We start from the raw sequence: 21,437 nt of genomic DNA, 5'->3' as shown, positions 1-21,437 counted from the left end.
CGCCCGCCCGTTTCGTGGTCCGTCGGCCGCGTCAGGCCACGCAGAACGCCTTCCACGCCTGGATGCTCGGCTGGTCGAGCAGCCGGAAGTCACCCTGGCTGACGGTCTGGTTGTAGTAGGCCACGAACTCCGGCCGCTGGCCGTTGAGGAAGCCGCTCATGGACCGGATCCATTCGGCGCGGCCGGCGCCGGCGTCACCGGGCACCAGGTCGCTGCCGGTCTCCGCGACGCCCCACGGCTTGCCCAGCGCCTTCGACTTGCTGATCATCGGGCCGTAGATCTCCTGCGGCGAGGCGTACCGCTTCCACTTCTTGCCCCAGTTGTAGCAGTCCCAGCCGAGCGCCTCGATCACGTTGCCGCCCGGGTAGAACGCGTCGAAGCTGCGCCCGGACTTCGGGTCGAGCGTCCAGCACATCAGGATCAGCGTGTTGATCAGCCGGGGGTTGCCCGCCTGGTCGGCCAGGCCGGCGACCCGCTTCCACGCCGTCCGGTACGCGTCGGTGCTGAACGCGCCGCGCTCGACGTCGTCCTCCGGCTCGTGGAAGTAGGACCAGTACACGTTGTGGTCGCGCGGGATCGAGGCGAACCAGGAGCGCAGGCGGGAGTCGTGCCGGCCGGAGTTGATCTCCTGGGGTGACGCCTTGAAGGACACCACCACGGTGCGGTCGACCACGTCGGCACGACTGCCCGACCAGGCCGGCGGCAGGCCGGGGAAGAAGATCCGGGCCATCTGGAGCTTGCCGAACGTCCGATCGGAACGGCTCAGCGCCTGGCCGAAGCTCTCCCCGTTCTGCACGCCGATCGACGCGCCGGGCAGCGTCTGCTGCGTACCGGCGAAGCCCTTGGCGCCCGGGGCGGCGGAGGCCGACGGTTTCGCGCCGGGCTTGCCGCCGAGGCCCTGGTCCGCGCTCGGGGCGGCGCCGGGCGTGGCCGGCGCGCCCAGACCGGCCGACGGGGCCGGGCCGGCGCTCTTCGGCACCTCGCTGGCCTGCGGGTTGGTCGCGTCCGGTCGCAGCGCGGCCACCGCGACGCCACCGCCGGTCAGGGCCAGCGCGACGGCCGTCGCCAGCACCGCGCGCCAGCGCCGCCGGGGCCCGCCGGGCGGCGGGTCCGAGGCGACCGGTGGGTGCGGCGGCTGGCCGGGACCGCCCGCGCCCGGCCGGGCGTCCGGCCCGGTGGGTACGCCTCCGGGCGGCGGCCCGGTCAGCGTGGCGGTCGCGGTCGTCGCCGCGCCCCACCCGGCGGATGCCTCCCCGCCCCAGCCGACGGGCGGGGTCCCGCCCCAGCTCGCGGACGCGGTCGTTTCCTCGGCCCAGTCCGCCGGCGCGGTGGGCGCGTCGCCCCAGCGGGCGGTGGCCGTCGTTGCGTCGCCCCAGTGGGCGGACGCGGTGGTCGTGCCGTCGGCCCAGGCGGTGGGCGCCCGGTCGGGGCCGGGCGCGGCGTGCTCGACGCCGACCCGGCCGGCCGGCTCGTGCCCCGACCAGGCCGGTGCGGCGTCCACCCAGGACCGGTCCGCGTGACCGGGGCCGGGCAGCTCCCGCTCAGGCCAGGGCAGATCGCCGTGGGCATGTGCGTGGACCGGCTCCGGTGGCGAGGTCGGAGTCTCCGGCCAGGGCAGCGCGGGGCTGCCCGATTGGCGAGAAATGTCCTGCCCCGGCCACAGGCCGGTCGGCTCCTCGAAGGCATCGTGCGGGTCTCGGTCGGCCGGCATGGCCCTCCCTGGCTGTCGGCGGCCCGTGGTCTCGGACTCAGGTCGGACGCGCATTCGCACCCGACGATAACCCCGATTCACCCTGGCCGTACGTACCGTCACTCTCAGCCGAACGCCTCACCCTGGTCACCGGTGACGGCCGAAGCGGGCATCTCGACCCCGGTCCGGGCGATCGCGGCGAGCAGCCGGTCGGCCAACTCGGGGCGGCAGACCAGCAGATCGGGCAGGCGCGGGTCGGCCCGGTTGTAGCGCAGCGGCGAGCCGTCGATCCGGGACGCGTGCATGCCCGCGCCCAGTGCCACCGCCACCGGCGCGGCGCTGTCCCACTCGTACTGGCCGCCCGCGTGGACGTACGCGTCGACCTCGCCGGTCACCACCGCGCACACCTTGACCCCGGCCGAGCCCATCGGGACGGCCCGGGCGTCCAGCAGCTCCACCAGCTCGCCCACGAACGCGGGCGGGCGGCTGCGGCTCACCGCGATCCGGATCGGCCCGTCGGTCGCCTTCGGCGTCGGGCAGGTGGTGCCGAGCACGACCGGCGCACCGTCCACCGTGGTCCGCGCCGGCATGCCGACCGCGCCGGCGATCAGCGCGCCGTCCGGCGCGGCGGAACGCTGCCAGAGCGCCACGTGCACCGCCCAGTCGTCCCGGCCGGCCTCGGAGAACTCGCGGGTCCCGTCCAGCGGGTCGATGATCCAGACCCGGTCCGCCTCGTGCCGGGGCGCCCGCTCCCCGTCCGCCCAGGCGCGGCGCGCGTCGGCCTCCTCCTCGGAGAGCACCGCGTCCGCCGGACGCCAACGCGCCAGCGCCGCCGTCATCAGCTCGTGCGACGCCCGGTCGCCGGCGTCCTTGAGCGCCTTCGGGTCGGCGAAGCCCTGCCGGTCCCGCAGCGCGGTGAGCGCCGCCCCGGCCTCGGTGGCCAGCCACTGCGCGAACTGCTGGTCGTCGAGTCGTCCCGTCTCGTCCTCGGTCACGAGCCCATCCCCTGTCTCGCGGGTCTGCCGCGACCCGTCATCCTTCGGCGACCGGTGTCACCGGCGCCAGCGTCCGGTCGGATCGTAGACAGTCCCGAGCCGGCCTCGGTTTCCTGTCGACGCTGGTCGCCACCGGTGACCGCCCGCATGTTGAACTTCGCGTGTATGCCGTTCGGACCCGGCCGGGCAGGCCCTAGGCTCTGCGCATGACCGCCGAGCAGCTGATCTCGTTCGCCCGTGGGGCTCCCTCGTTGGACATCGTCGATGTCGAGGGGCTCAAGGCCGCCGCCGTCCGCGCCTTCGACGCCGACCCTGCCGGAGTCACCGCGTACGGGACCTCCGTCGGCTACCCGCCCCTGCGGAAGTGGATCGCCGAGAAGCACGGCGTCGAGGCCGACCAGGTGCTGGTCACGAACGGCTCGTTGCAGGCCGACGCGTTCCTCTTCGACCACCTGGTCCGCCGGGGCGACGCGGTGGTCGTCGAGCGCCCGACGTACGACCGCACGCTGCTCAACCTCCAGCAGATGGGCGGCGAGGTGCACGGTGTGACCATCCAGCCGGACGGCCTGGACACCGCCGAGCTGCGCAAGCTGCTGGAGTCCGGGGTCCGGCCGCGACTGGCCCACGTGATCCCGAACTACCAGAACCCGGCCGGTGTCACGCTCTCCCTGGACAAGCGTCGTGAGCTGCTCGACCTGGCCGCCGAGTACGAGTTCACCATCTTCGAGGACGACCCGTACGCGGACATCCGGTTCCGGGGCGAGCCGCTGCCCTCGATGCTGTCGATGGACACCCGGGGCGTGGTGGTGCACGCCTCCAGCTTCACCAAGACGGTCTGCCCCGGCGTGCGGGTCGGTTACCTGGTCGGCCCCGCGGAGCTGATCGCGGCGATCGCCAAGCGGGCCACGAACCTCTACATCTCGCCGGGCATGGTGGCCCAGGCGATCGTGCACCAGTTCTGCGTCTCCGGCTCGATCGAGCGGTCGATCCACACGGTCCGGACGGCGCTGGGCGAGCGGGCCGGGGCGCTGGCCGAGTCGCTGCGCCGGCACATCCCGGAGGCCCGGTTCGTCGAGCCCGACGGCGGCTACTTCCTCTGGATCGAGTTGCCGGAGGACGTCGAGGTCGACCGGCTGGCGCCGGCCGCGGCCGAGCGCGGCGTCGCGGTGGTCAAGGGCAGCGACTTCATGGTCGACGGCGGCCGGCACGCGCTGCGGTTGGCGTACTCGGCGGTGACGGCGGACCGGATCGACGAGGGCGTGCGGCGGCTCGCCGAGGCGATGGCCGCCGTTCGCGCCTGAATTTCTGTCGGGTTTCTGACAGAGCGGCCCCACTGGCCGGTTCGGCTCTCCCGCCGGGCCGGCCTTCGGCCCACAATGCTGCGAGCGTCGCTCACGTTCGGCGATCGGCCCCGGATCGCGACGCCGCCAGCATCACTCCCGCCCCCAAGGGTGCCGGGTGGGCCGTGTCGCCCCTCACCCCCCTGACGCGGCCGGCCCGCCCGGCACCGCACCGCGGGCCGCCCGCCCCCGCCTACGAGCGGCGTAACCTGCAAGCCGCAGCTTCGTGGAGAGGGGGCGAGAGATGACGGACCGGGTGGCACGCGACCGCACCGACGGCCAGTACGGCGACCGGCCGCCCCGGCCACGTGCCTGGGCGGCGCCGGTACGCGCCATGTCCCGCATCCTCAACGCCGACGGCTCCCCGCGAGCGCCCCAGCCGACCCGTCCCGGGCGCAGCGGCATCGTCGACTGCGGGCTCTACGTCGACGGCGAGCGCCGACCCGGCCGCCCGCAGTACGCGGAGGCCCTGGCCGCCGCCCGCCGCGAGCGGGACGGCTTCGTCTGGCTCGGCCTGCACGAGCCCGACCTGGCCGAGATGACCGAGATCGCCGCCACGTTCGGCCTGCACGAGCTGGCCGTGGAGGACGCGGTCAAGGCCGAGCAGCGCCCGAAGCTGGAGCACTTCGGCGAGATCGTCTTTCTGGTGCTGCGGACCGCCCGCTACTGCGAGCACACCGAGCTGACCGAGAACTCCGAGGTGGTGGAGACCGGCCAGGTGATGCTCTTCATCGGGCCGAACTTCGTGATCAGCGTGCGGCACGGGGACGCCTGCCGGCTGTCGCCGGTCCGCGCCGACCTGGAGGCGAAGCGCGACCTGCTGCGGCAGGGGCCGTGGGCGGTCGCCTACGCGATCACCGACCGGGTGGTCGACCTCTACCTGGAGGTCGCCGACCGGCTGGAGGACGACCTCGACGTGCTGGAGGCGGACGTCTTCGACCGGCAGAGCAGCGGCCGGATCCAGCGGATCTACCAGATGAAGCGGGAACTGGTCGAGTTCAAGCGGGCGGTGGTGCCGTTGCAGCGCCCGCTGATGACGCTCACCTCCCAGGTCAACCGCGCGGTGCCGCAGGAGGTGCGGCGCTACTTCCGCGACGTGCAGGACCACCTCAGCCGAACCGTCGAGCAGGTGAACTCGTACGACGACCTGCTCAACTCGATCCTCCAGGCCCGGCTGGCCCAGGTCACCGTCGACCAGAACAACGACATGCGCAAGATCGCCGCCTGGGCCGCCATCGGTGCGGTGTGGACCGCGATCGCCGGCATCTACGGCATGAACTTCCAGAACATGCCCGAGCTGACCTGGACGTACGGCTATCCGGGCGTGTGGGCGGTCAACCTGACGCTGTCGTTCGTCCTCTACCGCTGGTTCCGCCGCAACGGCTGGTTGTGACCGGCGACACCCACCCGGCACGGTAGGCCGGGCATGCGAAAGCGCCGGCCACGCGGGACGTGCCCGCGCGCCGGCGCTGTTCCGACAGCTCGAACCGCGCTCAGCGGCGACCGCTGGCCCTGGCCGCGCTCCGGCCGTTCTGGACGGCCTTGGTGATGTCGTCGGCCGGCCGGCCGGAGACGTCCCGGGCGCCCTCGGCGACGGAGGGAACCTGGCTGGTCGGGTGGATCACCGGGTCGGGGCCGGGCGTGGTGGTCGAGGCGCTGCTGCCGTCGGCCACCGCCGAGCTGCCGGCGCCGGCCGGGCCGGCCTGGGTCACCTTCGCGCTGGCGTCCGGGGTCTCCACCACGATCGTGTCCACGTCCTCCCGCATCGGCTCCAACGTGTCCTGACCGGTCGGGCCGAGCGTGCCGGTCGGGTCGTACTCGGCCCACTCCTGCTGCTCGCGGCGACGGCGCATGGCCATCGCCCCGGCCAGGCCGGCGACGGTGCCGGCCACCAGCAGGCCGGCGGTCATGCCCCGCGACCTGCGCTGCTTCTTCTTTCCAGGCTTCATGCTCTTCGCCTTCTTCGTCATCGCGGACTGCTTCGCCGCCACGGCCCGACGACCGGTGCGCGCCTTGCCCGCCGCCTCGGTCCGGGCGCTGCGCACGGCCAGGAGCACCGGGGCGAGCGCGGCGGCGCTCGACGCGACGCCGCTGGACGCCCGGTCCCGGACCATGACCGCGGTCGGCGCGACGGCGACCCGGGCTGCCTGGACCCGCGGGCCGACCGTGGCCCCGGCACCCTTCGCCGCGTGCGAGGCGGCCTGCCTCAGGTGACCGATGCCCTGGTTCAGCTCGGCCTTGGCGAGCTGGCCCTGGGTCTTTCGCCGCCCGATTCCAAACACGGTCCCACCTCCTGGGAGTTGTTCCTTCGTCATCCTCCACCTTCGGATGCCTCCGCATGGCCAGATCGGGCACATGGGAGGATCCGCAAGGAACTGACCAACGAGTGAGGAGTACCCGTGGCCGAGGCTGTCTACGCCACCTTGCACACCAACGCCGGCCCGATCCGGCTGGAGCTCTTCCCGAACCACGCGCCGAAGACCGTCCGCAACTTCGTGGAGCTGGCCGAGGGCAACCGGGAGTACATCGACCCGCGTACCGGTCAGCCGGGCAGCGGGCCGTACTACGACGGCACCATCTCGCACCGGGTGATCAGCGGTTTCATGATCCAGATGGGCGACCCGACCGGCACCGGGCGCGGTGGCCCGGGTTACAAGTTCGACGACGAGTTCCACCCGGAGCTGCGCTTCGACCGGCCGTACCTGCTGGCGATGGCGAACGCGGGGCCGGGCACGAACGGCTCGCAGTTCTTCATCACGGTGGGGCCGACGCCGCACCTGAACAACCGGCACACCATCTTCGGCCAGGTCGCCGACGAGCAGTCGGTGAAGGTCGTCGACTCGATCGCGAACACCCCGACCGGGCCGAGCGACCGGCCGATCCAGGACGTGGTGATCGAGCGGGTCGAGATCGAGCGGCAGCAGTCCTGACCGTCGCGCGGGTACCTTTGCTCGCATGACTGAGCGCTCCGGGCAGGCAGGCGACGCCACCGAGGGGCCGGTGCCGACCACTCCGGTCTGCTACCGGCATCCCGATCGGGAGACGTACCTCCGGTGCACCCGCTGCGACCGGCCGATCTGTCCCGAGTGCATGCGCGACGCCTCCGTCGGCCACCAGTGCCCGGAGTGCGTCGCCGAGGGACGCCGCAGCGTGCGGCCGGCGCGTACCGCCTTCGGAGGCGGTGCCGCCGGCCGCCAGGGCTACGTGACGAAGGCCCTCATCGCGCTGAACGTGCTGGCCATGGTGATCTCCGTCGTGTCGGCCCGGAGCGGGAACGCGATCGCCGGCGGCGGTCTCGGCGGCCTGATGGGCGGCGGGACGCCGCTGACCGAGTGGGGCGCGGTGCTGGGGCTGGCCGCCTTCCCGGACGGGACCATCGGCGGGGTGGCCGACGGCGAGTGGTACCGGCTGGTCACCGCCATGTTCCTGCACTACGGCGTGCTGCACCTGCTGCTCAACATGTGGGCGCTCTGGGTGCTCGGCCGGACGCTGGAGGCGGTGCTCGGGCCGCTGCGCTTCCTGGCGCTCTATCTGCTCGCCGGGCTCGGCGGCAACGTGGCCGCCTACGTCTTCACCGAGCCGAACCGGTTCACGGCTGGCGCGTCGACCGCCATCTTCGGCCTGTTCGCCGCGATCTTCGTGATCATGCGCCGGCTGGGTCGGGACACCTCGGCGATCGTGCCGATCCTGGTGATCAACCTGATCTTCACGTTCACCGTGCCGAGCATCTCGGTGGCCGGGCACCTCGGCGGCCTGGTGGTCGGTGCCGTGACGGCGCTGGTCCTGGCGTACGCGCCGCGGATGCGCCGGACCGTGTTCCAGACGGCGGGTTGCGCGATCGTGCTGGTGGCCCTGATCGGCCTGGCCCTCGTCCGCACCGCCGCGCTGACCGGCTGATCCGGCCCGCTCCCGCGCGAACCGGCGCGGGGCCTCGTCAGCGGGCGGCGGCGCGGGCGGCGGTGAGCGTGGCGGCCACCTCTTCCAGCGGCGCGTCCAGGTCGCGGCGGCCGAACAGGTGCAGCGACTCCCCGGCGTCGATCTCCAGCGTCTCGGCGGTGACCCCGCGTCGGCTGCGTCGGTCCAGCCGGATCGCCTCCACCGCGGCCCACGGCAGCCGGCGTCGGCCGGCGTACCCGCGGATCACGGTGAGGCCCTCGGGGTCGACGGCGAGCCGGACCGGCGCGACGAGGTCGCGCAGCGCCCACGCGAGCAGCGCGGCGGCGAGCGAGCCGGCGAGCGCCGGGCGGACCGGGTCGCCGTCGGCGAGCGCCAGGCCCAGGGCGATCAGGGCGAGCGCGCCGAGCGCCTTGACCACCGGCAGCGCCCGGGGCACGCGCCACTGCCGGACCGGTGGCGGCTGTGGATCCATCCGCCCAGCATGCCAGCGGCCGGGGCCGTCCGGCACGCCCGGAAAGTCGAGGAGGGACGACGGTCAGGTCAGCACGTAGTATTGGGTCAAGCGAGGTTACCGGGGAGTAGACATGAGTGACGCGGTCATCGTCGGCGCGGTGCGGACCCCGGTCGGGCGGCGCAAGGGCAGCCTCGCCGGTGTGCACCCGGTCGACCTCTCGGCACACGTGCTGCGCGCCCTGGCCGAGCGCACCGGCATCGACCCGGGTCAGGTCGACGACGTGGTGTGGGGCTGCGTGTCGCAGGTGGGCGAGCAGTCCTGGAACGTGGCCCGCAACGCCGTGCTGGCGGCCGGCTGGCCCGAGTCCGTGCCCGGCACCACGCTCGACCGGCAGTGCGGGTCGAGCCAGCAGGCGCTGCACTTCGCCGCCGCCACCGTGCTCTCCGGCCAGGCCGACCTGGTCGTCGCCGGTGGCGTCGAGTCGATGACCCGGGTGCCGATGGGCTCCAGCGTGGCCGGCGGGATGCCGTTCAGCCCGGCGATCCTGGCCCGCTACCGCGGCGCCGAGGGCGTCGCCGAGGATTCGCCGCTGCCGTTCAACCAGGGCGTCGGCGCCGAGCTGATCGCCGAGCGGTGGCGCTTCTCGCGCACCCAGCTCGACGAGTTCGCGCTGGCCAGCCACGAGAAGGCGGCGGCCGCGCAGGACGCCGGCGCGTTCGAGCCGGAGCTGGCCCCGGTGGTGCTCGCCGACGGCGGCAAGTTCACCGCCGACGAGGGCATCCGCCGGGACACCACGCTGGCCAAGCTCGGCGAACTGAAGACCCCGTTTCGCGCCGACGGGGTGGTCACCGCCGGCTCCGCGTCGCAGATCTCCGACGGCGCCGCCGCGCTGGCGGTGACCACCGCCGAGTGGGCCAGCCGGCACGGCCTGCGCCCGCTGGCCCGGGTGCACACCGCGGTGGTGGCCGCCGACGATCCGGTCGCCATGCTCACCGCCCCCATCCCGGCCACCGCGAAGGCGCTGCGCCGCGCGGGGCTGGGCATCGAGGAGATCGGGGTGTACGAGGTGAACGAGGCGTTCGCCCCGGTGCCGCTGGCCTGGCTGGCCGAGACCGAGGCGGACCCGGAGCGGCTCAACCCCCGGGGCGGCGCGATCGCGCTGGGTCACCCGCTCGGCGGGTCCGGCGCGCGGATCATGACGACGATGCTCCAGCACATGCGGGACAACGGCATCCGCTACGGCCTGCAGACCATGTGCGAGGGCGGCGGCATGGCCAACGCCACCATCGTCGAACTGCTCTGAGAGCGGGTGGAAGTTCCAGAAATCCAGGGTGACCCATGTCACTACGGGTCAACCGCTCGTTGCACCCGACATGGACGTGTTCTCCCGAACGTTCCTCCCGGCGGCGGCCGAGACCGGCCTGGCCACCCAGACCGCCACCCGCCACATGCCGGTGTTCCGGCGCTGCGTCGGCTCTGGTGACGCCACCATCCTGGTCACCCGGTGCAGCCGTCCGAACCACCCGGTCGGCGGCGAATACCTGATGCTCCTCACCCATCGCCGGCTGGTGGTGACCCGGCAGACCCGGTTGCTGCACCGGCTGCGCCTGCACCTCAACACCGAGCTGCGGGAGCTGAGCAACGTCACCTGGAGCCCGGACCCGCGGGCGCACAGCCTGGAGCTGGCGGCCACCGCCATCGACGGCGTCCGCGAACGCTTCCTCATCCGCACCCACCACCCGAAGCAGGTGTGGCAGCTCGACGCGCTGCTCCACCACGCCTTCCGCACCCGGCTGCGGACCCCGGCGGAACGGCTGGTCGCGACCATCGGTGACGCGCCGTCCGGCCCCCGGCCCGCCGTGTTCCGCCCGGCGTCGGCGCGCTGACGTTCTCCTTACCGAACCCGAACATCTCCCGGACCTTCCCGGCGGCCACCGGTCGGTCATCATGGGCCGGTGACCGCCGACACCGCGCAGCGCGGGCTCGTCCTCGTGGTGGAGGACGAGCCGTCCATCGCCGACCTGGTCCGGCTCTACCTGACCCGGGACGGCTTCGGCGTACACCTGGAACGGGACGGCACGGCCGGGTTGGCCGCCGCGCGGCGGCTGCGCCCGGTGGCCTGCGTGCTCGACATCGCGCTGCCCGGCCTGGCCGGCACCGAGATCTGCCGGCGGCTGCGCGCGGCCGGTGACTGGACGCCGGTCATCTTCCTCACCGCCCGCGACGACGAGGTGGACCGCGTGGTCGGCCTGGAGTTGGGCGCGGACGACTACGTCACCAAGCCGTTCAGCCCCCGGGAGCTGGTCGCCCGGGTCCGCGCGGTGCTGCGCCGCAGCGCCGGCACGCCGGCCACCGCCGAACAGCCGCGCGTGCTCGGCCCGGTCACGCTCGACCCGGCCCGCCGGGCGGTGACCGTCGGCGGGGCGCCGGTGCAGCTCACCTCCACCGAGTTCGACCTGCTCGCCCACCTGATGGCCCGTCCCGGCCGGGTGTTCACCCGGGAGGAGCTGCTGGCCGGCGTCTGGGGGTACGCGGCGCACGCCGGCACCCGGACCGTGGACGTGCACGTGGCGCAGGTCCGGGCGAAGCTCGGCCCGGCCAGCGTGATCCGCACCCACCGCGGCGTCGGGTACGCGGCCGATGCCTGACCAGCCCACCGTGGCGCTGCCGGTGATCCGGACCCGGCCCGCAGAACCGCCCGCCCGCCGTTGGCCGGGCCACACGCTCACCGCCCGCGCGGTGCTCGTCACCTGTGCGGTGGCGCTGGTGTCGGTGCTGGTCACCGCGCTGGTGGCGGTGCCGTTGGCGGTACGCGGCGCGGAACGCCGGGACCAGGACGCGCTGGCCGCCCAGGCCCGGCTCGCCGCCGACGTGCTGCGCGTCCGCGCGGTACGCCAGCGCGACAGCGCCGGGGACCGGCTCATCCGGCAGCTCCGCCAGCAGCAGATCGACGTGTACCTGGTCCGCGACGGCCGGGCCGACCGGAGTGGCCTGCCCGCGCCGCTGGTCGCCCGGGTGGCCGCCGGCGGCAACGTCTCCGGCCGGCGACTCGTCGACGGGGAACGCCGGCTCGTCGAGGCACGGGCGCTGCCCGGCGGCGACGGGGTGGTGCTCACCCGCGCCGCCACCGCCGGCCCCTGGCGGCAGGTGCTGCGCGGGCTCTGGCTGCCGCTGCTCGCCGGGCTCGCCGCCGGGGCGGTCGCCGGGCTGCTGCTGGCCCGCCGGCTGGCCCGACCGATCCGCGTCGCGGCCACCGCCGCCGCCCGGCTCCGCGCCGGGGACCGGGCGGTCCGGGTGCCGGTCGAGCCGCCCGACGAGGTGGCCGACCTGGCGTACGCGCTCAACGGGCTGGCCGCCGCGCTGGCCACCAGCGAGGGCCGGCAGCGTGAGTTCCTGCTCTCCGTCTCGCACGAGTTGCGGACGCCGCTCACCGCCATCCGGGGCTACGCCGAGGCGCTGGCCGACGGCGTGCTCGACGCGGACGCGGTGCCGGCGACCGGGCGTACCGTGCTGGCCGAGGCCGAGCATCTGGACCGGCTGGTCAGCGACCTGTTGGCGCTGGCCCGGCTGGAGGCGGCCGACTTCCCGCTGGAACCGGTGCGGGTGGACCTGACCCGGCTCGCCGCCGACGTGGAGCGCACCTGGTCGGACCGGTGCACGGCGGTCGGGGTGCCGTTCCGGGTGGAGACGCCGGGCGGGCCGGTGCCGGCGTACACCGATCCGGGCCGGATCCGGCAGGTGGTGGACGGGCTGTTGGAGAACGCGCTGCGGGTCGTACCCCCGGGGGCGCCGGTGGTGCTCGCGGTCCGGCCCGCCGGCGCGGACCCGGCGGCCGGCGGGGTCCTGGAGGTCCGCGACGGCGGGCCCGGCTTCACCGACGACGACCTGGCGGTGGCGTTCGAGCGGGGCGCGTTGCACCAGCGCTACCGGGGGGTGCGCAAGGTGGGCAGCGGGCTGGGGCTGGCGCTCGCCGCCGGGCTGGTGCGCCGGCTGGGCGGCGACATCGCCGCCGGGCACGCGCCGGAGGGCGGCGCGGCGTTCACGGTCCGGCTGCCCGGAGATCCTTACCTGGCTCGAACATCGGCCTGACGGTCCGCTCGCGCCGGTGCGGAACGCTGACGTCACCACCGACGAGAGGAACACCGATGGCACGTCAGCGAATCGTCACCGGAGCCACCGCGCTGCTCACCGCCGCGGCGCTCGGCCTGGCCGGGTGCGGCGCGGCGCGGACCGGCGCCGACGCGGCCCGGGAGACCGCGGTCGAGGTGGCCGCCGCCATGGGCACCGACGGGCAGGCCCTGGCCGCGCTCGGCGTCGACCCGGCCGACCTGGACGTCGATCCGGTCGCGGCGCCCGCCCCGTTGGCCTCCGGCACGCCGGCGGCGCAGGGCGGCTCCGGCTCGCCGGACGAGCAGGCCGAGCCGGACCGCAAGGGGGACCGGGCGCAGGACTGGCGCAAGCGGCACCGGGCCCGGGTGCTGCTGCGCAAGAACCGGCTGCACGGCGAGGTCGTGGTGCAGACCAAGGAGAACGGGACGAAGACGGTAGCCGTCCAGCGCGGTGAGGTCACCGCGGTCGACGCGAAGTCGATGACCGTGAAGTCCGCCGACGGCTTCACCATGACCTGGACGTTCGGCGAGAAGCTGCGGGTGGTCGAGCGCCGCGCGACGATCCAGGCGAACGAGATCAAGGTCGGTACGACGGTCGGCGTGGCCGGCGCCAAGGAGGGGGACAAGGGGGTCGCCCGGCTGGTCGTGGTGCCGCTCCGCCAGGAGTAAGGTGGGCGGGCTGTCGTGACCTCAGGAATCTGCCAGGCTACGCTATGCCCCGACCTGCCGTCACCTCCATGGAGAACCCGTGAAGCTTTCGATCCTCATGCCGGTCTACAACGAGGAAGAACGCATCGCGGACGCCCTCAAGCAGGCGTTGGCGGTGAACTACCCGTGCGAGATCGAGCTGGTCGTCGTGGACGACGGCAGCCGGGACGGCACCGGTGAGGTGCTCGGCCGGGTGGACGACGCCCGGCTGCGGGTGATCACCCACCCGCGCAACGCCGGCAAGGGCGCGGCCATCAAGACCGCCGTCGACAACGCCGAGGGTGAATACATGGTCATCCTCGACGCCGACCTGGAGTACGACCCGCAGGACATCCCGCGCCTGCTTCAGCCGGTGCTCGACGGGCACGCCACGGTGGTCTACGGCAATCGCACGTTCGGCAGCCACAGCTCCTACAGCTTCTGGTACGTGATGGGCAACAAGGGCGTCACGCTGGCGGCCAACGTGCTCTACAACTCGTACATCGGCGACCTGGAGACCTGCTTCAAGCTGATGCCGCTGGCGCTCTACCGCTCGCTCCAGGTGCGCTCCCGGGGCTTCGGCATGGAGGCCGAGGTCACCGGCAAGCTGCTCCGCCAGCGCATCCGCCCCTACGAGGTGCCGATCAGCTACCGCGCCCGGGGCCGCGAAGAGGGCAAGAAGATCACCTGGAAGGACGGCGTCGAGGCGATCTGGATCCTGGCCCGCGAGCGCGCCCGCCGCCGCCCGGTCGGTCCCGCCACGCGTTGACCCGACGAACCGGAACCCCGCACCCCGGCGGTGCGGGGTTCCTTCGCGTCACGCGTCGAGGAACGCGTCGACGGAACGGCGCAGCCCGGCCGCGTCCAGCCCGTGCCATCGGTCGTGGTCCGCCGGCCCGCCGTAGCGGCGCAGCTCCGCCCGGCTGACGCCGAGGGCGAGCAGCCGGTGCGGCCGGTCGGCCAGCGCGTCGGACACCACCCGGGTGGACGTGCCGGCCAGGTACGGCTCGACCAGGATCACCTCGCCGCCGGCCAGCGCCCGCAGCCCGGCCGTGTCGAACGGCCGGGGCCGGTGGGTGAACGCCACCGTGACCGGCCGGTCCGCCACCGCGTGCAGCGCCGCGTCCAGCACCGGCCCGACCGCCACCAGCAGCGGCGCGCCCGGCCCGGCGTCCCGGACCACCCGTAGGTCACCCGCCTCCGGGTACGCGGACGCGTTGCCCCGGGTGGAGAGCCGCAGGTACGCCGGGCCGGTCCCGCACACCACGTCCCGCAGCAGCGGTCGCACCTCGTCCGGGTGGCCCGGCACGTGCACGGTCCACCCGTCGAGCGTGTCCATCAGGCTCACGTCGGCCGGCGCGAGGTGGGTCCGACCGGCCGCCGCCCGGTCGTACGAGGCGCCGATGCTGACCAGCACCGCCCCGACCCCCTGGTGGTCGAGGTCCAGCTTGATCTGCTCGTACGCCCGCTCGACGAGGAACGGGGCGTAGCTGTGCACGATCGGCCGCTGCCCGGTCAACGCCAGCCCGCCGGCCACCCCGATCATGAGCTGCTCCCGGATCCCGACGTTTACCACCCGGTCCGGGTAGCGGACGGCGGCCGGGGCGAACGCGGCGGCGGAGATGTCCGCCAGCACGAGCACGCTCCTCGGGTCCGCCAGCACCTCCTCGGCGCCGGTCACGAACGCGTCCCGCATGGTCATGGTCACTCCCCGTCGGTGACGGCCGCGACGACGACGTGCGGCCGGTGGTGGTCGTGCCCGGTCAGGGCGGCGTGCAGGGCGTCGTGGTCGTGGCCGTCCACGGTGGCGGCGGTCCACCCGTTGACGGTGAACCGGCTGGCGGCGCCACCCGGCCAGCCGTGCGTGGCGGAGCGGTTGTCCACCACGATCGCGGTCAGGTTGCCCAGGCCGGTCGCGCCGGCGTACGCGATCGCCTCGTGGTTGGCGCCCTCGTCCAGTTCGGCGTCGCCGAGCAGCACGTACACCCGGGGGAGGGTGCGGCCCTGGGCCCGCAGGCCGAGCGCGGTGCCCACGCCCAACCCGAGCCCGTGGCCGAGCGACCCGGAACCGATCTCCACACCCGGCACCAGCGTCCGATCCGGGTGGTCGCCGAGCCGGCTGGCCGGCCCGCCCTGGTCGTCCAGCCACTCGACCGGCACGAAGCCCCGCGCGGCGAGCAGCGCGTAGTAGCCGGCGACCGCGTGCCCCTTGGAGAGCAGGAACCGGTCCCGGTCGGGGTCGGCCACGGTCGCCGGGGTGATCCGGAGCACCCGGTCGTAGAGCACCTGGAGCACGTCCAGCGTCGAGTACACGTTCGCGCCGAAATCGCGGCCGGCGCGGACCCGCTCCAGCAGCGCGGCCAGCTCGGTGGCGGTGGTCGTCGTCATGCCGATAGCCTCGAACCTCAACCGAACTTCACCTCAAGGTCCTGTGATGCACGAGGCAACGCTCACCATCGGCCAGCTCGCCGAGCGCAGCGGCGTGGCACCCTCCGCGCTGCGCTACTACGAGCGACTCGGCCTGATCCACGCCGCCCGCACCGGCGGCAACCAGCGCCGCTACGCCCGCACCGAGCTGCGTCGGGTGGCCTTCGTCCGGATCTCCCAGCAGGTCGGCGTCTCGCTGGACGAGATCCGGGAGGCGTTGGACTCGCTGCCCGCCGGCCGCACACCCACCCCGGAGGACTGGGCGGCGCTCTCCCGGGGCTGGCGGGAGCGGCTGGACGAGCGGATCCGACTGCTCGGCAAGCTCCGTGACGACCTGGACGGCTGCATCGGCTGCGGCTGCCTGTCGTTGCAGCGCTGCACGCTCTACAACCCCGGCGACTCGCTGGCCGCCGAGGGCCCCGGCGCGCGCCTGGTGCTCCCGCGCGCCGACCCTGGCTGAGCGTCACCGCACCAGCAGCACCTTGCCCAGGTGGTCACTCGTCTCCACCAGCCGGTGCGCGTCGGCGGCGTCCGCCATGCCCACCCGGGCGTGCACCACCGGCCGGACCCGGCCGGCCGCCACCAGCGGCCACACCTGCTCGCGTACGCCCCGGACGATCGCCGCCTTCTCGGCGAGCGGACGGGAGCGCAGCGCGGTGGCGTGCACCGAGGCCCGCTTCGCCAGCAGCATCCCGAGGTCGAGTTCGCCCTTGCGCCCGCCCTGCATGCCGATCACCACGAGCCGGCCGCCGGTCGCCAGCGCCGCCACGTTCCGGGGCAGGTAGGAGGCGCCCATGATGTCCAGGATCACGTCCGCGCCGCGTTCGTCGGTGACCCGGCGGACCTCCTCGACGAAGTCCTGCTCCCGGTAGTCGACGGTGTGCGCGGCGCCCAGCTCGCGCAGCCGCTCGTGCTTGGCCGCCCGCGCGGTCGCCACCACCGTCGCGCCCAGCGCCACCCCGAGCTGGATCGCGAACGTGCCGATGCCGCTGCCGCCACCGTGCACCAGCAGCGTGTCCCCCTCGGCCAGCCCGGCCAGGTCCACCACGTTCGACCACACCGTGCAGGCCACCTCCGGCAGCGCGGCGGCGTCGACCAGGTCCACGCCGTCCGGCACCGGCAGCAACTGCCCGGCCGGCACGGCGACCTGCTCGGCGTACCCGCCGCCGGTCAGCAACGCGCAGACCTCCTGGCCCACCGACCAGCCGGTCACGTCGGGACCGAGCGCGCGGACCGTCCCCGAGCACTCCAACCCCGGGTACGCGGACGCGCCCGGCGGCGGCGGATAGTGCCCCTGCCGTTGCAGCAGGTCGGCCCGGTTGACGGCGCTGGCCCGCACCTCGACGACCACCTCACCGGGGCCGGGTTCGGGGTCGGGGACCTCCGCCCAGACGAGTGCCTCGGGTCCGCCGGGTTCCGTGATCGTGACAGCGCGCATGGCTCAGTCTTACCCGATGCGCCGTTCGTGGCAGACTAGGCGCGGTCGCGTACCTCTCGGGGAGCGCGCCGGGAGGGTTCGCCTAGTGGCCGATGGCGCTGGTCTTGAAAACCGGTAAGGCAGCGATGTCTTCGTGGGTTCGAATCCCACACCCTCCGCCGCCGTAATCGCCCGTAGCGGGGTAAGAAGGGGCGCAGAACATTTCGCGCACCCGGAAGGACCCGTTTCGATGACCCTGGAACGACCGATCGCCCCGGACCCGTACGAGCTGCTGCCGACCGTGCCGTCGTTCGACCTGACCAGCGACGACGTGCACAACGGCGAGCCGATGGACGCGCGGTACGCGCACGGCAGCGCCGGTGGTGGGAACGTCTCGCCGCACCTGTCCTGGTCGGGCTTCCCGGCGGAGACGAAGAGCTTCGTGGTCACCTGCTTCGACCCGGACGCGCCGACCGGCAGCGGGTTCTGGCACTGGGTGCTGGTGAACGTGCCCGCCTCGGTCACCGAGCTGCCGGCCGCGGTGCGGGAGGCCGACCTCGGTGGCGCGTTCAGCATCCGCAACGACTACGGCGACACCGGCTACGGCGGTGCCGCGCCGCCGCCGGGGGACCGTCCGCACCGGTACGTCTTCGCGGTGCACGCGGTCGACGTGGAGCGCCTGGACGTGGGCAGGGAGGCGAGCCCGGCCTTCGTCGGCTTCAACCTCGCGTTCCACACCCTGGCCCGCGCGGTGATCCGCCCCACCTACCAGGTCAAGGACTGACCGAGGTGTAAGGAGGGGCCCCTTCTTAACACGTAGGTGTGAGAAGGGGCCCCATCTATACCTGAGGCGTTAAGAGGGGGCCCCGCCTCACACCCGGGCCACGGCGAAGACGGACTGGCCGAACGGGGGGCGGATACGCTGCTCGGCGGCCTTGGTGGCGGGCAGCACCAGCGTGTCGTAGACCTTCACCATCGGGCCCTCCTTCGGCATCAGCCGGAAGACCTTGGTGGCCATGAAGTAGCCGATCAGGCCGAGCGCGTTCGCGTAGTGGATCTTCTCCACGGTGAGGCCGGCGTCGGTCATCGCGGTGGCGAGCGTCTTCTTGGTGTAGCGCCGCACGTGGCCGGTCGCGATGTCGGCGGGGCCCATGGCGAACTGGAACGCCGGCACGATGATGATCACCGCGCCGCCGGGCCGGACCAGGTCGCGCATGCTGCGCAGCGCGCCCACGTGGTCGTCGATGTGCTCCAGCACGTTGTACGACACGGCGGCGCTGTAGTCGCCCCGCTCGGTGTGCGGCAACAGCATCTGCCGGACCTCGACGCCGGGGTGCTCGGACAGCCGCTCCTTGAGCTTGACCAGCCGGTCCGGGTCGGCCTCGGTGGCCGTGATCCGGGGGATGTGCTCGGACCACGCGAGTGCGTAGTCGCCGAGGCCGCTGCCGATCTCGATGGGGTTGTCACCGAGGTAGGGCACGGCCAGTTCGACGAACCACCGCCGGTGGTTGACCGCCGTGGCCAGGCCTTCGAGCACCTCCGCCTGGACGCGCTGATCCCCAGTGATTTCTGCCATGCGTCGATTCCTCACGATATGACTGACCCGCGCCTGGACCGTTCAGAGTCAACCATCTGAATGGCCGGCGGGAAAATCGGGGCACCGCGCTGGCCGAATTGCGGTCGGGTGGGGCACGTGATCGGCGGTCGGCGAACCCGGCACATAGTACGCGAGTCCCAGGAATATGTCACCTGGCCGTCATACAATGACTACGCTCTGAAATGTCATGACTACTCCCCAGCCGGGCGTGGACCCACGGCGAGGACGGTGGACCGACGCCCTCGCCGTGCTCAGCTTCGTGCTGCTCGCGCTCTGGGTGACCGCCCGGCTCTGGATCGATCCGGCCAACGGCGTACGAGACAATCGCACCGACCAGGCGCAGTTCGAATGGATGATGGCACACGGTGCGCGCGTGGTCACTCATTTCGCCTATCCGTTCACCTCGGACCGGATGAATGTGCCGGACGTCGTCAATCTCATGGGGAACACGTCCGTATTATCCGTTTCCTTGCCCCTGTCGCCGATAACGGTGTGGTTCGGGCCGCGATGGTCGTTCCTCGTTTTTCTCACGCTCGGTCTGGCCGCCACCGGCGCCGCCTGGTATTTCCTGCTCTCCCGCGTGGTCGTCGGCACCCGGGGGCCGGCCTGGCTGGGCGCCGGCTTCTGCGCGTTCGCGCCGGCCATGGTGTCGCACGCGAACGCCCACCCCAACATCGTCAGCCAGTTCGTGGTGCCGCTGATCGTCTGGCGGACGCTCCGGCTGGCGCAGCCCGGCCGCTGGCTGCGCAACGGGTCACTGCTCGGCCTGGTGATCGTCTGGCAGGCGTTCCTCAACCTGGAGATCCTGCTGATGACCGCGCTCGGCCTGGGTGGCGTGGTGCTGGCGCTCGTGCTCGGCCGGCCCGCGCTGCGGTCGGCGGCCCGGCCGTTCGCCGCCGGGCTCGGGGTGGCCGCCGTCGTGGCCGGGGCGCTGCTCGCGTACCCGCTGCGCGTGCAGTTCGCCGGCCCCGGCGCGTACTCCGGGCTCTCCACGCTGATCCGGGGCTACTCCACCGACCTCGCCGCCTACCTGGCCTGGTCCCGGGAGTCGGTGGCCGGCGACGCCCGGGGCAGCGCGCCGCTGGTCAAGAACGCCACCGAGGAGAACGCGTTCTTCGGCTGGCCGCTCGTGGTGCTGGTGGTCGCGCTGGTCTGGTGGCTGCGCCGGGACGCGCTGGTGCTCGGGCTGGCCGCGGTCGCCGTGGTGTTCGGTCTCTTCTCGCTCGGCCGGGAGATCCGGTTCGACGGGCGGGAGACCGGCATCCCCGGGCCGTGGGCCGCGCTGGAGAACCTGCCGGTCCTGCACGCGGTGGTGCCCACCCGCTGGTCGCTCGCGCTCACCCCGATCATCGGCGTGCTGCTCGCGCTCGGCGTCGAACGGGTCCGGCGGCTGGCCAACCGGCACCCGGCCGCCCGAGGACAGCTCCGGTTCGCCACCGGCACCGTGCTCGCCATGGCGCTGCTGCCGATCCTGCCCACCCCGCTGCCCGCGACGCGGCTGGACCCGACCCCGGCGTTCGTCACCTCCGGGGCGTGGCGGCCCTACGTGGCGGGTGGGCGGAGCATCGTCACGCTCCCGCTGCCCGACACCACCTACGCGGTCCCGCTGCGCTGGTCCGCCGAGACCCGGCTGGACATGCCGCTGGCCCGGGGCTACTTCCTCTATCCGGACACCCGACCGGGCGCCGACCGGGTCGCGCTCTTCACCGCGCCGCCGCGCCCCACCAGCACGTTCTTCGAGACGGTACGGCGTACCGACGCGGTGCCGCCGATCACTCCGCAGGACCGGGTGGCCGCCGTGGACGACCTGCGTCACTGGCGGGCCGGGGCGGTGATCCTCGACCCCCGGCTGCGGCCGGCCGAGTCGCTGCGCCGGGCGATGACCGAGCTGACCGGGATCGCTCCGACGCGTACCGGCGGGGTCTGGCTGTGGGACGTGCGCCCGCTCGTCGACTGACCGACGGTCAGCGGACGCAGCAGCCCTGGCAGACCTTCGGCCGGGGCAGCGTGAAGGCCAGGCAGCAGGTGCGCCGCTGCACGGTCGGCTCGCCGGTCGGGCCGGGCACCAGCTCGACCAGGTCGGCCAGGTCGAGCGCGTCGAGCAGCGTGCCGACGGCCGCCGTGGTCGGGCCGGGCAGCGCGTCCGCCGCCCGCAGCAGGCCGTGCGCGATGCCGGAGGCCACCGAGCCGAGCAGCGTACGGGTGCCGATCCGGACCTCGCGCTGGATGGCGGTGATCAGCGGGGCGAAGTGCGCGTCGAGCAGCGTCGCGCGCAGCGCGCCGAGCAGTGCCGCCTCGTCGGCGACGACCCGGACGCCCGGCGCGCCGGCCAGCGCCAGCGGGTCGCCAGGCAGCACGGCCACCGCGGTGGAGCCGCGCAGCCCCAGCGTGAGCAACTGGTGGTGGTCCTCGAAGTGCACCAGCACGTCGGCGGGATCGAGCAGCGGCACCCGCCGCGCCGAGGCCCAGCCGAGCACGGCCGGCAGCGCGGTCCAGTAGCTGTAGGACTTCCAGGCGAGCGCGGCGCAGGCGTGCGGGGTGCCACCCCAGCGCCGGCCGGCGGCGGCCAGGAAGCCGGGGAGCAGGGTGCCGTCGATCAGGCGGGTGGCCGGGGCCCAGCGGTCCAGCTCGTCGCGGACCAGCAGGCCGGGCGCGAGACCGGGCAGGTCGTCGGTGCCGAACATGGCGCGCAGGGTCGCGGTCACCGGGGCGAACGGGGTGGCGACGTCGCGCCCCGGCATCACCGCAGTCACCTGGCCGTCCCCCGTCCGGTAGCCCGTCGGCCGGCGCGTGCCGTCGACCGAAGCTAAGGCTAGCCTAACCA

The 21,437-nt window shown here is 73.7% G+C and carries 22 protein-coding genes and 1 tRNA gene; 14 read left to right on the top strand and 9 right to left on the bottom strand.

The features are described 5' to 3' along the window. Window positions 1–31: 31 nt before the first annotated feature. Window positions 32–1,711 carry a hypothetical protein gene (locus AB0B02_RS09095; protein ID WP_281934134.1) on the bottom strand — a complete coding sequence of 560 codons (1,680 nt, stop codon included), beginning with the start codon at window positions 1,709–1,711 and terminating at the stop codon, window positions 32–34. Window positions 1,712–1,815: 104 nt separating this feature from the next. Further along, window positions 1,816–2,685: a 3'(2'),5'-bisphosphate nucleotidase CysQ gene (locus AB0B02_RS09090; RefSeq protein ID WP_281934136.1), complete on the bottom strand. Its 870-nt coding sequence runs from the start codon at window positions 2,683–2,685 to the stop codon at window positions 1,816–1,818. Window positions 2,686–2,891: 206 nt separating this feature from the next. Here AB0B02_RS09090 and AB0B02_RS09085 point away from each other — a divergent pair, with 206 nt between their 5' ends. Next, a complete protein-coding gene (locus AB0B02_RS09085) occupies window positions 2,892–3,986 on the top strand; it encodes a PLP-dependent aminotransferase family protein (protein WP_107156499.1) in 1,095 nt (364 codons plus the stop codon). Between the two features lie 283 nt (window positions 3,987–4,269). After that, window positions 4,270–5,418: a magnesium/cobalt transporter CorA gene (gene corA / locus AB0B02_RS09080; RefSeq protein WP_281934138.1), complete on the top strand. Its 1,149-nt coding sequence runs from the start codon at window positions 4,270–4,272 to the stop codon at window positions 5,416–5,418. A 100-nt stretch (window positions 5,419–5,518) separates the two neighbouring features. Here corA and AB0B02_RS09075 read toward each other — a convergent pair whose 3' ends face one another. Then, entirely contained in the window at window positions 5,519–6,340 is an 822-nt protein-coding gene (locus AB0B02_RS09075) for a hypothetical protein (protein ID WP_281934140.1), read from the bottom strand. Window positions 6,341–6,424: 84 nt separating this feature from the next. On the opposite strand from AB0B02_RS09075, the gene AB0B02_RS09070 reads away from it, so the two are divergent. Together AB0B02_RS09070 and AB0B02_RS09065 are read left to right on the top strand one after the other, a co-directional pair. Further along, the gene (locus AB0B02_RS09070) at window positions 6,425–6,955 is read left to right on the top strand and encodes a peptidylprolyl isomerase (RefSeq protein ID WP_107156502.1); all 531 of its coding nucleotides are present in this window, start codon (window positions 6,425–6,427) and stop codon (window positions 6,953–6,955) included. Between the two features lie 25 nt (window positions 6,956–6,980). After that, window positions 6,981–7,922, top strand: coding sequence for a rhomboid family intramembrane serine protease (locus AB0B02_RS09065; protein ID WP_281934142.1), 942 nt, complete (start codon window positions 6,981–6,983; stop codon window positions 7,920–7,922). A 37-nt stretch (window positions 7,923–7,959) separates the two neighbouring features. Here the strand turns inward: AB0B02_RS09065 and AB0B02_RS09060 are convergent, their stop codons facing one another. Further along, on the bottom strand, window positions 7,960–8,394 hold the full coding sequence (locus tag AB0B02_RS09060) for a PH domain-containing protein (RefSeq protein WP_281934143.1): 435 nt from the start codon (window positions 8,392–8,394) through the stop codon (window positions 7,960–7,962). Window positions 8,395–8,506: 112 nt separating this feature from the next. Here AB0B02_RS09060 and AB0B02_RS09055 point away from each other — a divergent pair, with 112 nt between their 5' ends. The 6 genes from AB0B02_RS09055 (at window position 8,507) to AB0B02_RS09030 (ending at window position 13,941) form a co-directional block, all read left to right on the top strand. After that, the gene (locus tag AB0B02_RS09055; protein WP_281934145.1) at window positions 8,507–9,679 is read left to right on the top strand and encodes an acetyl-CoA C-acyltransferase; all 1,173 of its coding nucleotides are present in this window, start codon (window positions 8,507–8,509) and stop codon (window positions 9,677–9,679) included. Window positions 9,680–9,749: 70 nt separating this feature from the next. Beyond that, window positions 9,750–10,262: a hypothetical protein gene (locus AB0B02_RS09050; protein ID WP_281934147.1), complete on the top strand. Its 513-nt coding sequence runs from the start codon at window positions 9,750–9,752 to the stop codon at window positions 10,260–10,262. A gap of 69 nt (window positions 10,263–10,331) precedes the next feature. Beyond that, window positions 10,332–11,024: a response regulator transcription factor gene (locus AB0B02_RS09045; protein WP_107156506.1), complete on the top strand. Its 693-nt coding sequence runs from the start codon at window positions 10,332–10,334 to the stop codon at window positions 11,022–11,024. Next, entirely contained in the window at window positions 11,017–12,465 is a 1,449-nt protein-coding gene (locus AB0B02_RS09040; protein ID WP_357298500.1) for a HAMP domain-containing sensor histidine kinase, read from the top strand. Before AB0B02_RS09045 ends, AB0B02_RS09040 begins: the two co-directional genes overlap by 8 nt. A 56-nt stretch (window positions 12,466–12,521) precedes the next feature. Next, complete coding sequence (locus tag AB0B02_RS09035) at window positions 12,522–13,154, top strand: hypothetical protein (RefSeq protein WP_357298497.1); 633 nt, start codon at window positions 12,522–12,524, stop codon at window positions 13,152–13,154. Between the two features lie 79 nt (window positions 13,155–13,233). Continuing rightward, complete coding sequence (locus tag AB0B02_RS09030) at window positions 13,234–13,941, top strand: glycosyltransferase family 2 protein (protein ID WP_357298494.1); 708 nt, start codon at window positions 13,234–13,236, stop codon at window positions 13,939–13,941. Between the two features lie 48 nt (window positions 13,942–13,989). On the opposite strand, the gene AB0B02_RS09025 is transcribed toward AB0B02_RS09030, so the two are convergent. Together AB0B02_RS09025 and AB0B02_RS09020 are read right to left on the bottom strand one after the other, a co-directional pair. Further along, window positions 13,990–14,868: a transketolase gene (locus tag AB0B02_RS09025; protein WP_357299051.1), complete on the bottom strand. Its 879-nt coding sequence runs from the start codon at window positions 14,866–14,868 to the stop codon at window positions 13,990–13,992. An 8-nt stretch (window positions 14,869–14,876) separates the two neighbouring features. After that, complete coding sequence (locus AB0B02_RS09020) at window positions 14,877–15,560, bottom strand: transketolase (protein WP_357298491.1); 684 nt, start codon at window positions 15,558–15,560, stop codon at window positions 14,877–14,879. A gap of 46 nt (window positions 15,561–15,606) precedes the next feature. Here AB0B02_RS09020 and soxR point away from each other — a divergent pair, with 46 nt between their 5' ends. After that, window positions 15,607–16,059 (top strand): redox-sensitive transcriptional activator SoxR, encoded by a 453-nt coding sequence (gene soxR, locus AB0B02_RS09015; RefSeq protein ID WP_107156511.1) that lies wholly within the window; start codon window positions 15,607–15,609, stop codon window positions 16,057–16,059. A 3-nt stretch (window positions 16,060–16,062) separates the two neighbouring features. Here soxR and AB0B02_RS09010 read toward each other — a convergent pair whose 3' ends face one another. Next, window positions 16,063–17,037 (bottom strand): NAD(P)H-quinone oxidoreductase, encoded by a 975-nt coding sequence (locus tag AB0B02_RS09010; protein WP_357298487.1) that lies wholly within the window; start codon window positions 17,035–17,037, stop codon window positions 16,063–16,065. Between the two features lie 71 nt (window positions 17,038–17,108). On the opposite strand from AB0B02_RS09010, the gene AB0B02_RS09005 reads away from it, so the two are divergent. Together AB0B02_RS09005 and AB0B02_RS09000 are read left to right on the top strand one after the other, a co-directional pair. Continuing rightward, window positions 17,109–17,195 (top strand) — tRNA-Ser (locus tag AB0B02_RS09005). A 71-nt stretch (window positions 17,196–17,266) separates the two neighbouring features. Then, on the top strand, window positions 17,267–17,800 hold the full coding sequence (locus tag AB0B02_RS09000; protein ID WP_357298484.1) for a YbhB/YbcL family Raf kinase inhibitor-like protein: 534 nt from the start codon (window positions 17,267–17,269) through the stop codon (window positions 17,798–17,800). An 87-nt stretch (window positions 17,801–17,887) separates the two neighbouring features. Here the strand turns inward: AB0B02_RS09000 and AB0B02_RS08995 are convergent, their stop codons facing one another. After that, window positions 17,888–18,592, bottom strand: coding sequence for a class I SAM-dependent methyltransferase (locus tag AB0B02_RS08995; protein ID WP_107156514.1), 705 nt, complete (start codon window positions 18,590–18,592; stop codon window positions 17,888–17,890). A gap of 208 nt (window positions 18,593–18,800) precedes the next feature. Between AB0B02_RS08995 and AB0B02_RS08990 the strand changes: the two genes are divergently transcribed. After that, the gene (locus AB0B02_RS08990) at window positions 18,801–20,570 is read left to right on the top strand and encodes a hypothetical protein (RefSeq protein WP_357298480.1); all 1,770 of its coding nucleotides are present in this window, start codon (window positions 18,801–18,803) and stop codon (window positions 20,568–20,570) included. Window positions 20,571–20,577: 7 nt separating this feature from the next. Here the strand turns inward: AB0B02_RS08990 and AB0B02_RS08985 are convergent, their stop codons facing one another. Then, entirely contained in the window at window positions 20,578–21,354 is a 777-nt protein-coding gene (locus AB0B02_RS08985; RefSeq protein ID WP_281934645.1) for an IucA/IucC family C-terminal-domain containing protein, read from the bottom strand. Window positions 21,355–21,437 lie beyond the last annotated feature (83 nt).

This window comes from Micromonospora sp. NPDC049240, assembly GCF_040647835.1.
Classification (GTDB): Bacteria; Actinomycetota; Actinomycetes; order Mycobacteriales; family Micromonosporaceae; genus Micromonospora.
Note: the sequence above shows the minus strand (reverse complement) of the source record. Positions and strands in the feature narration are given on the sequence as shown.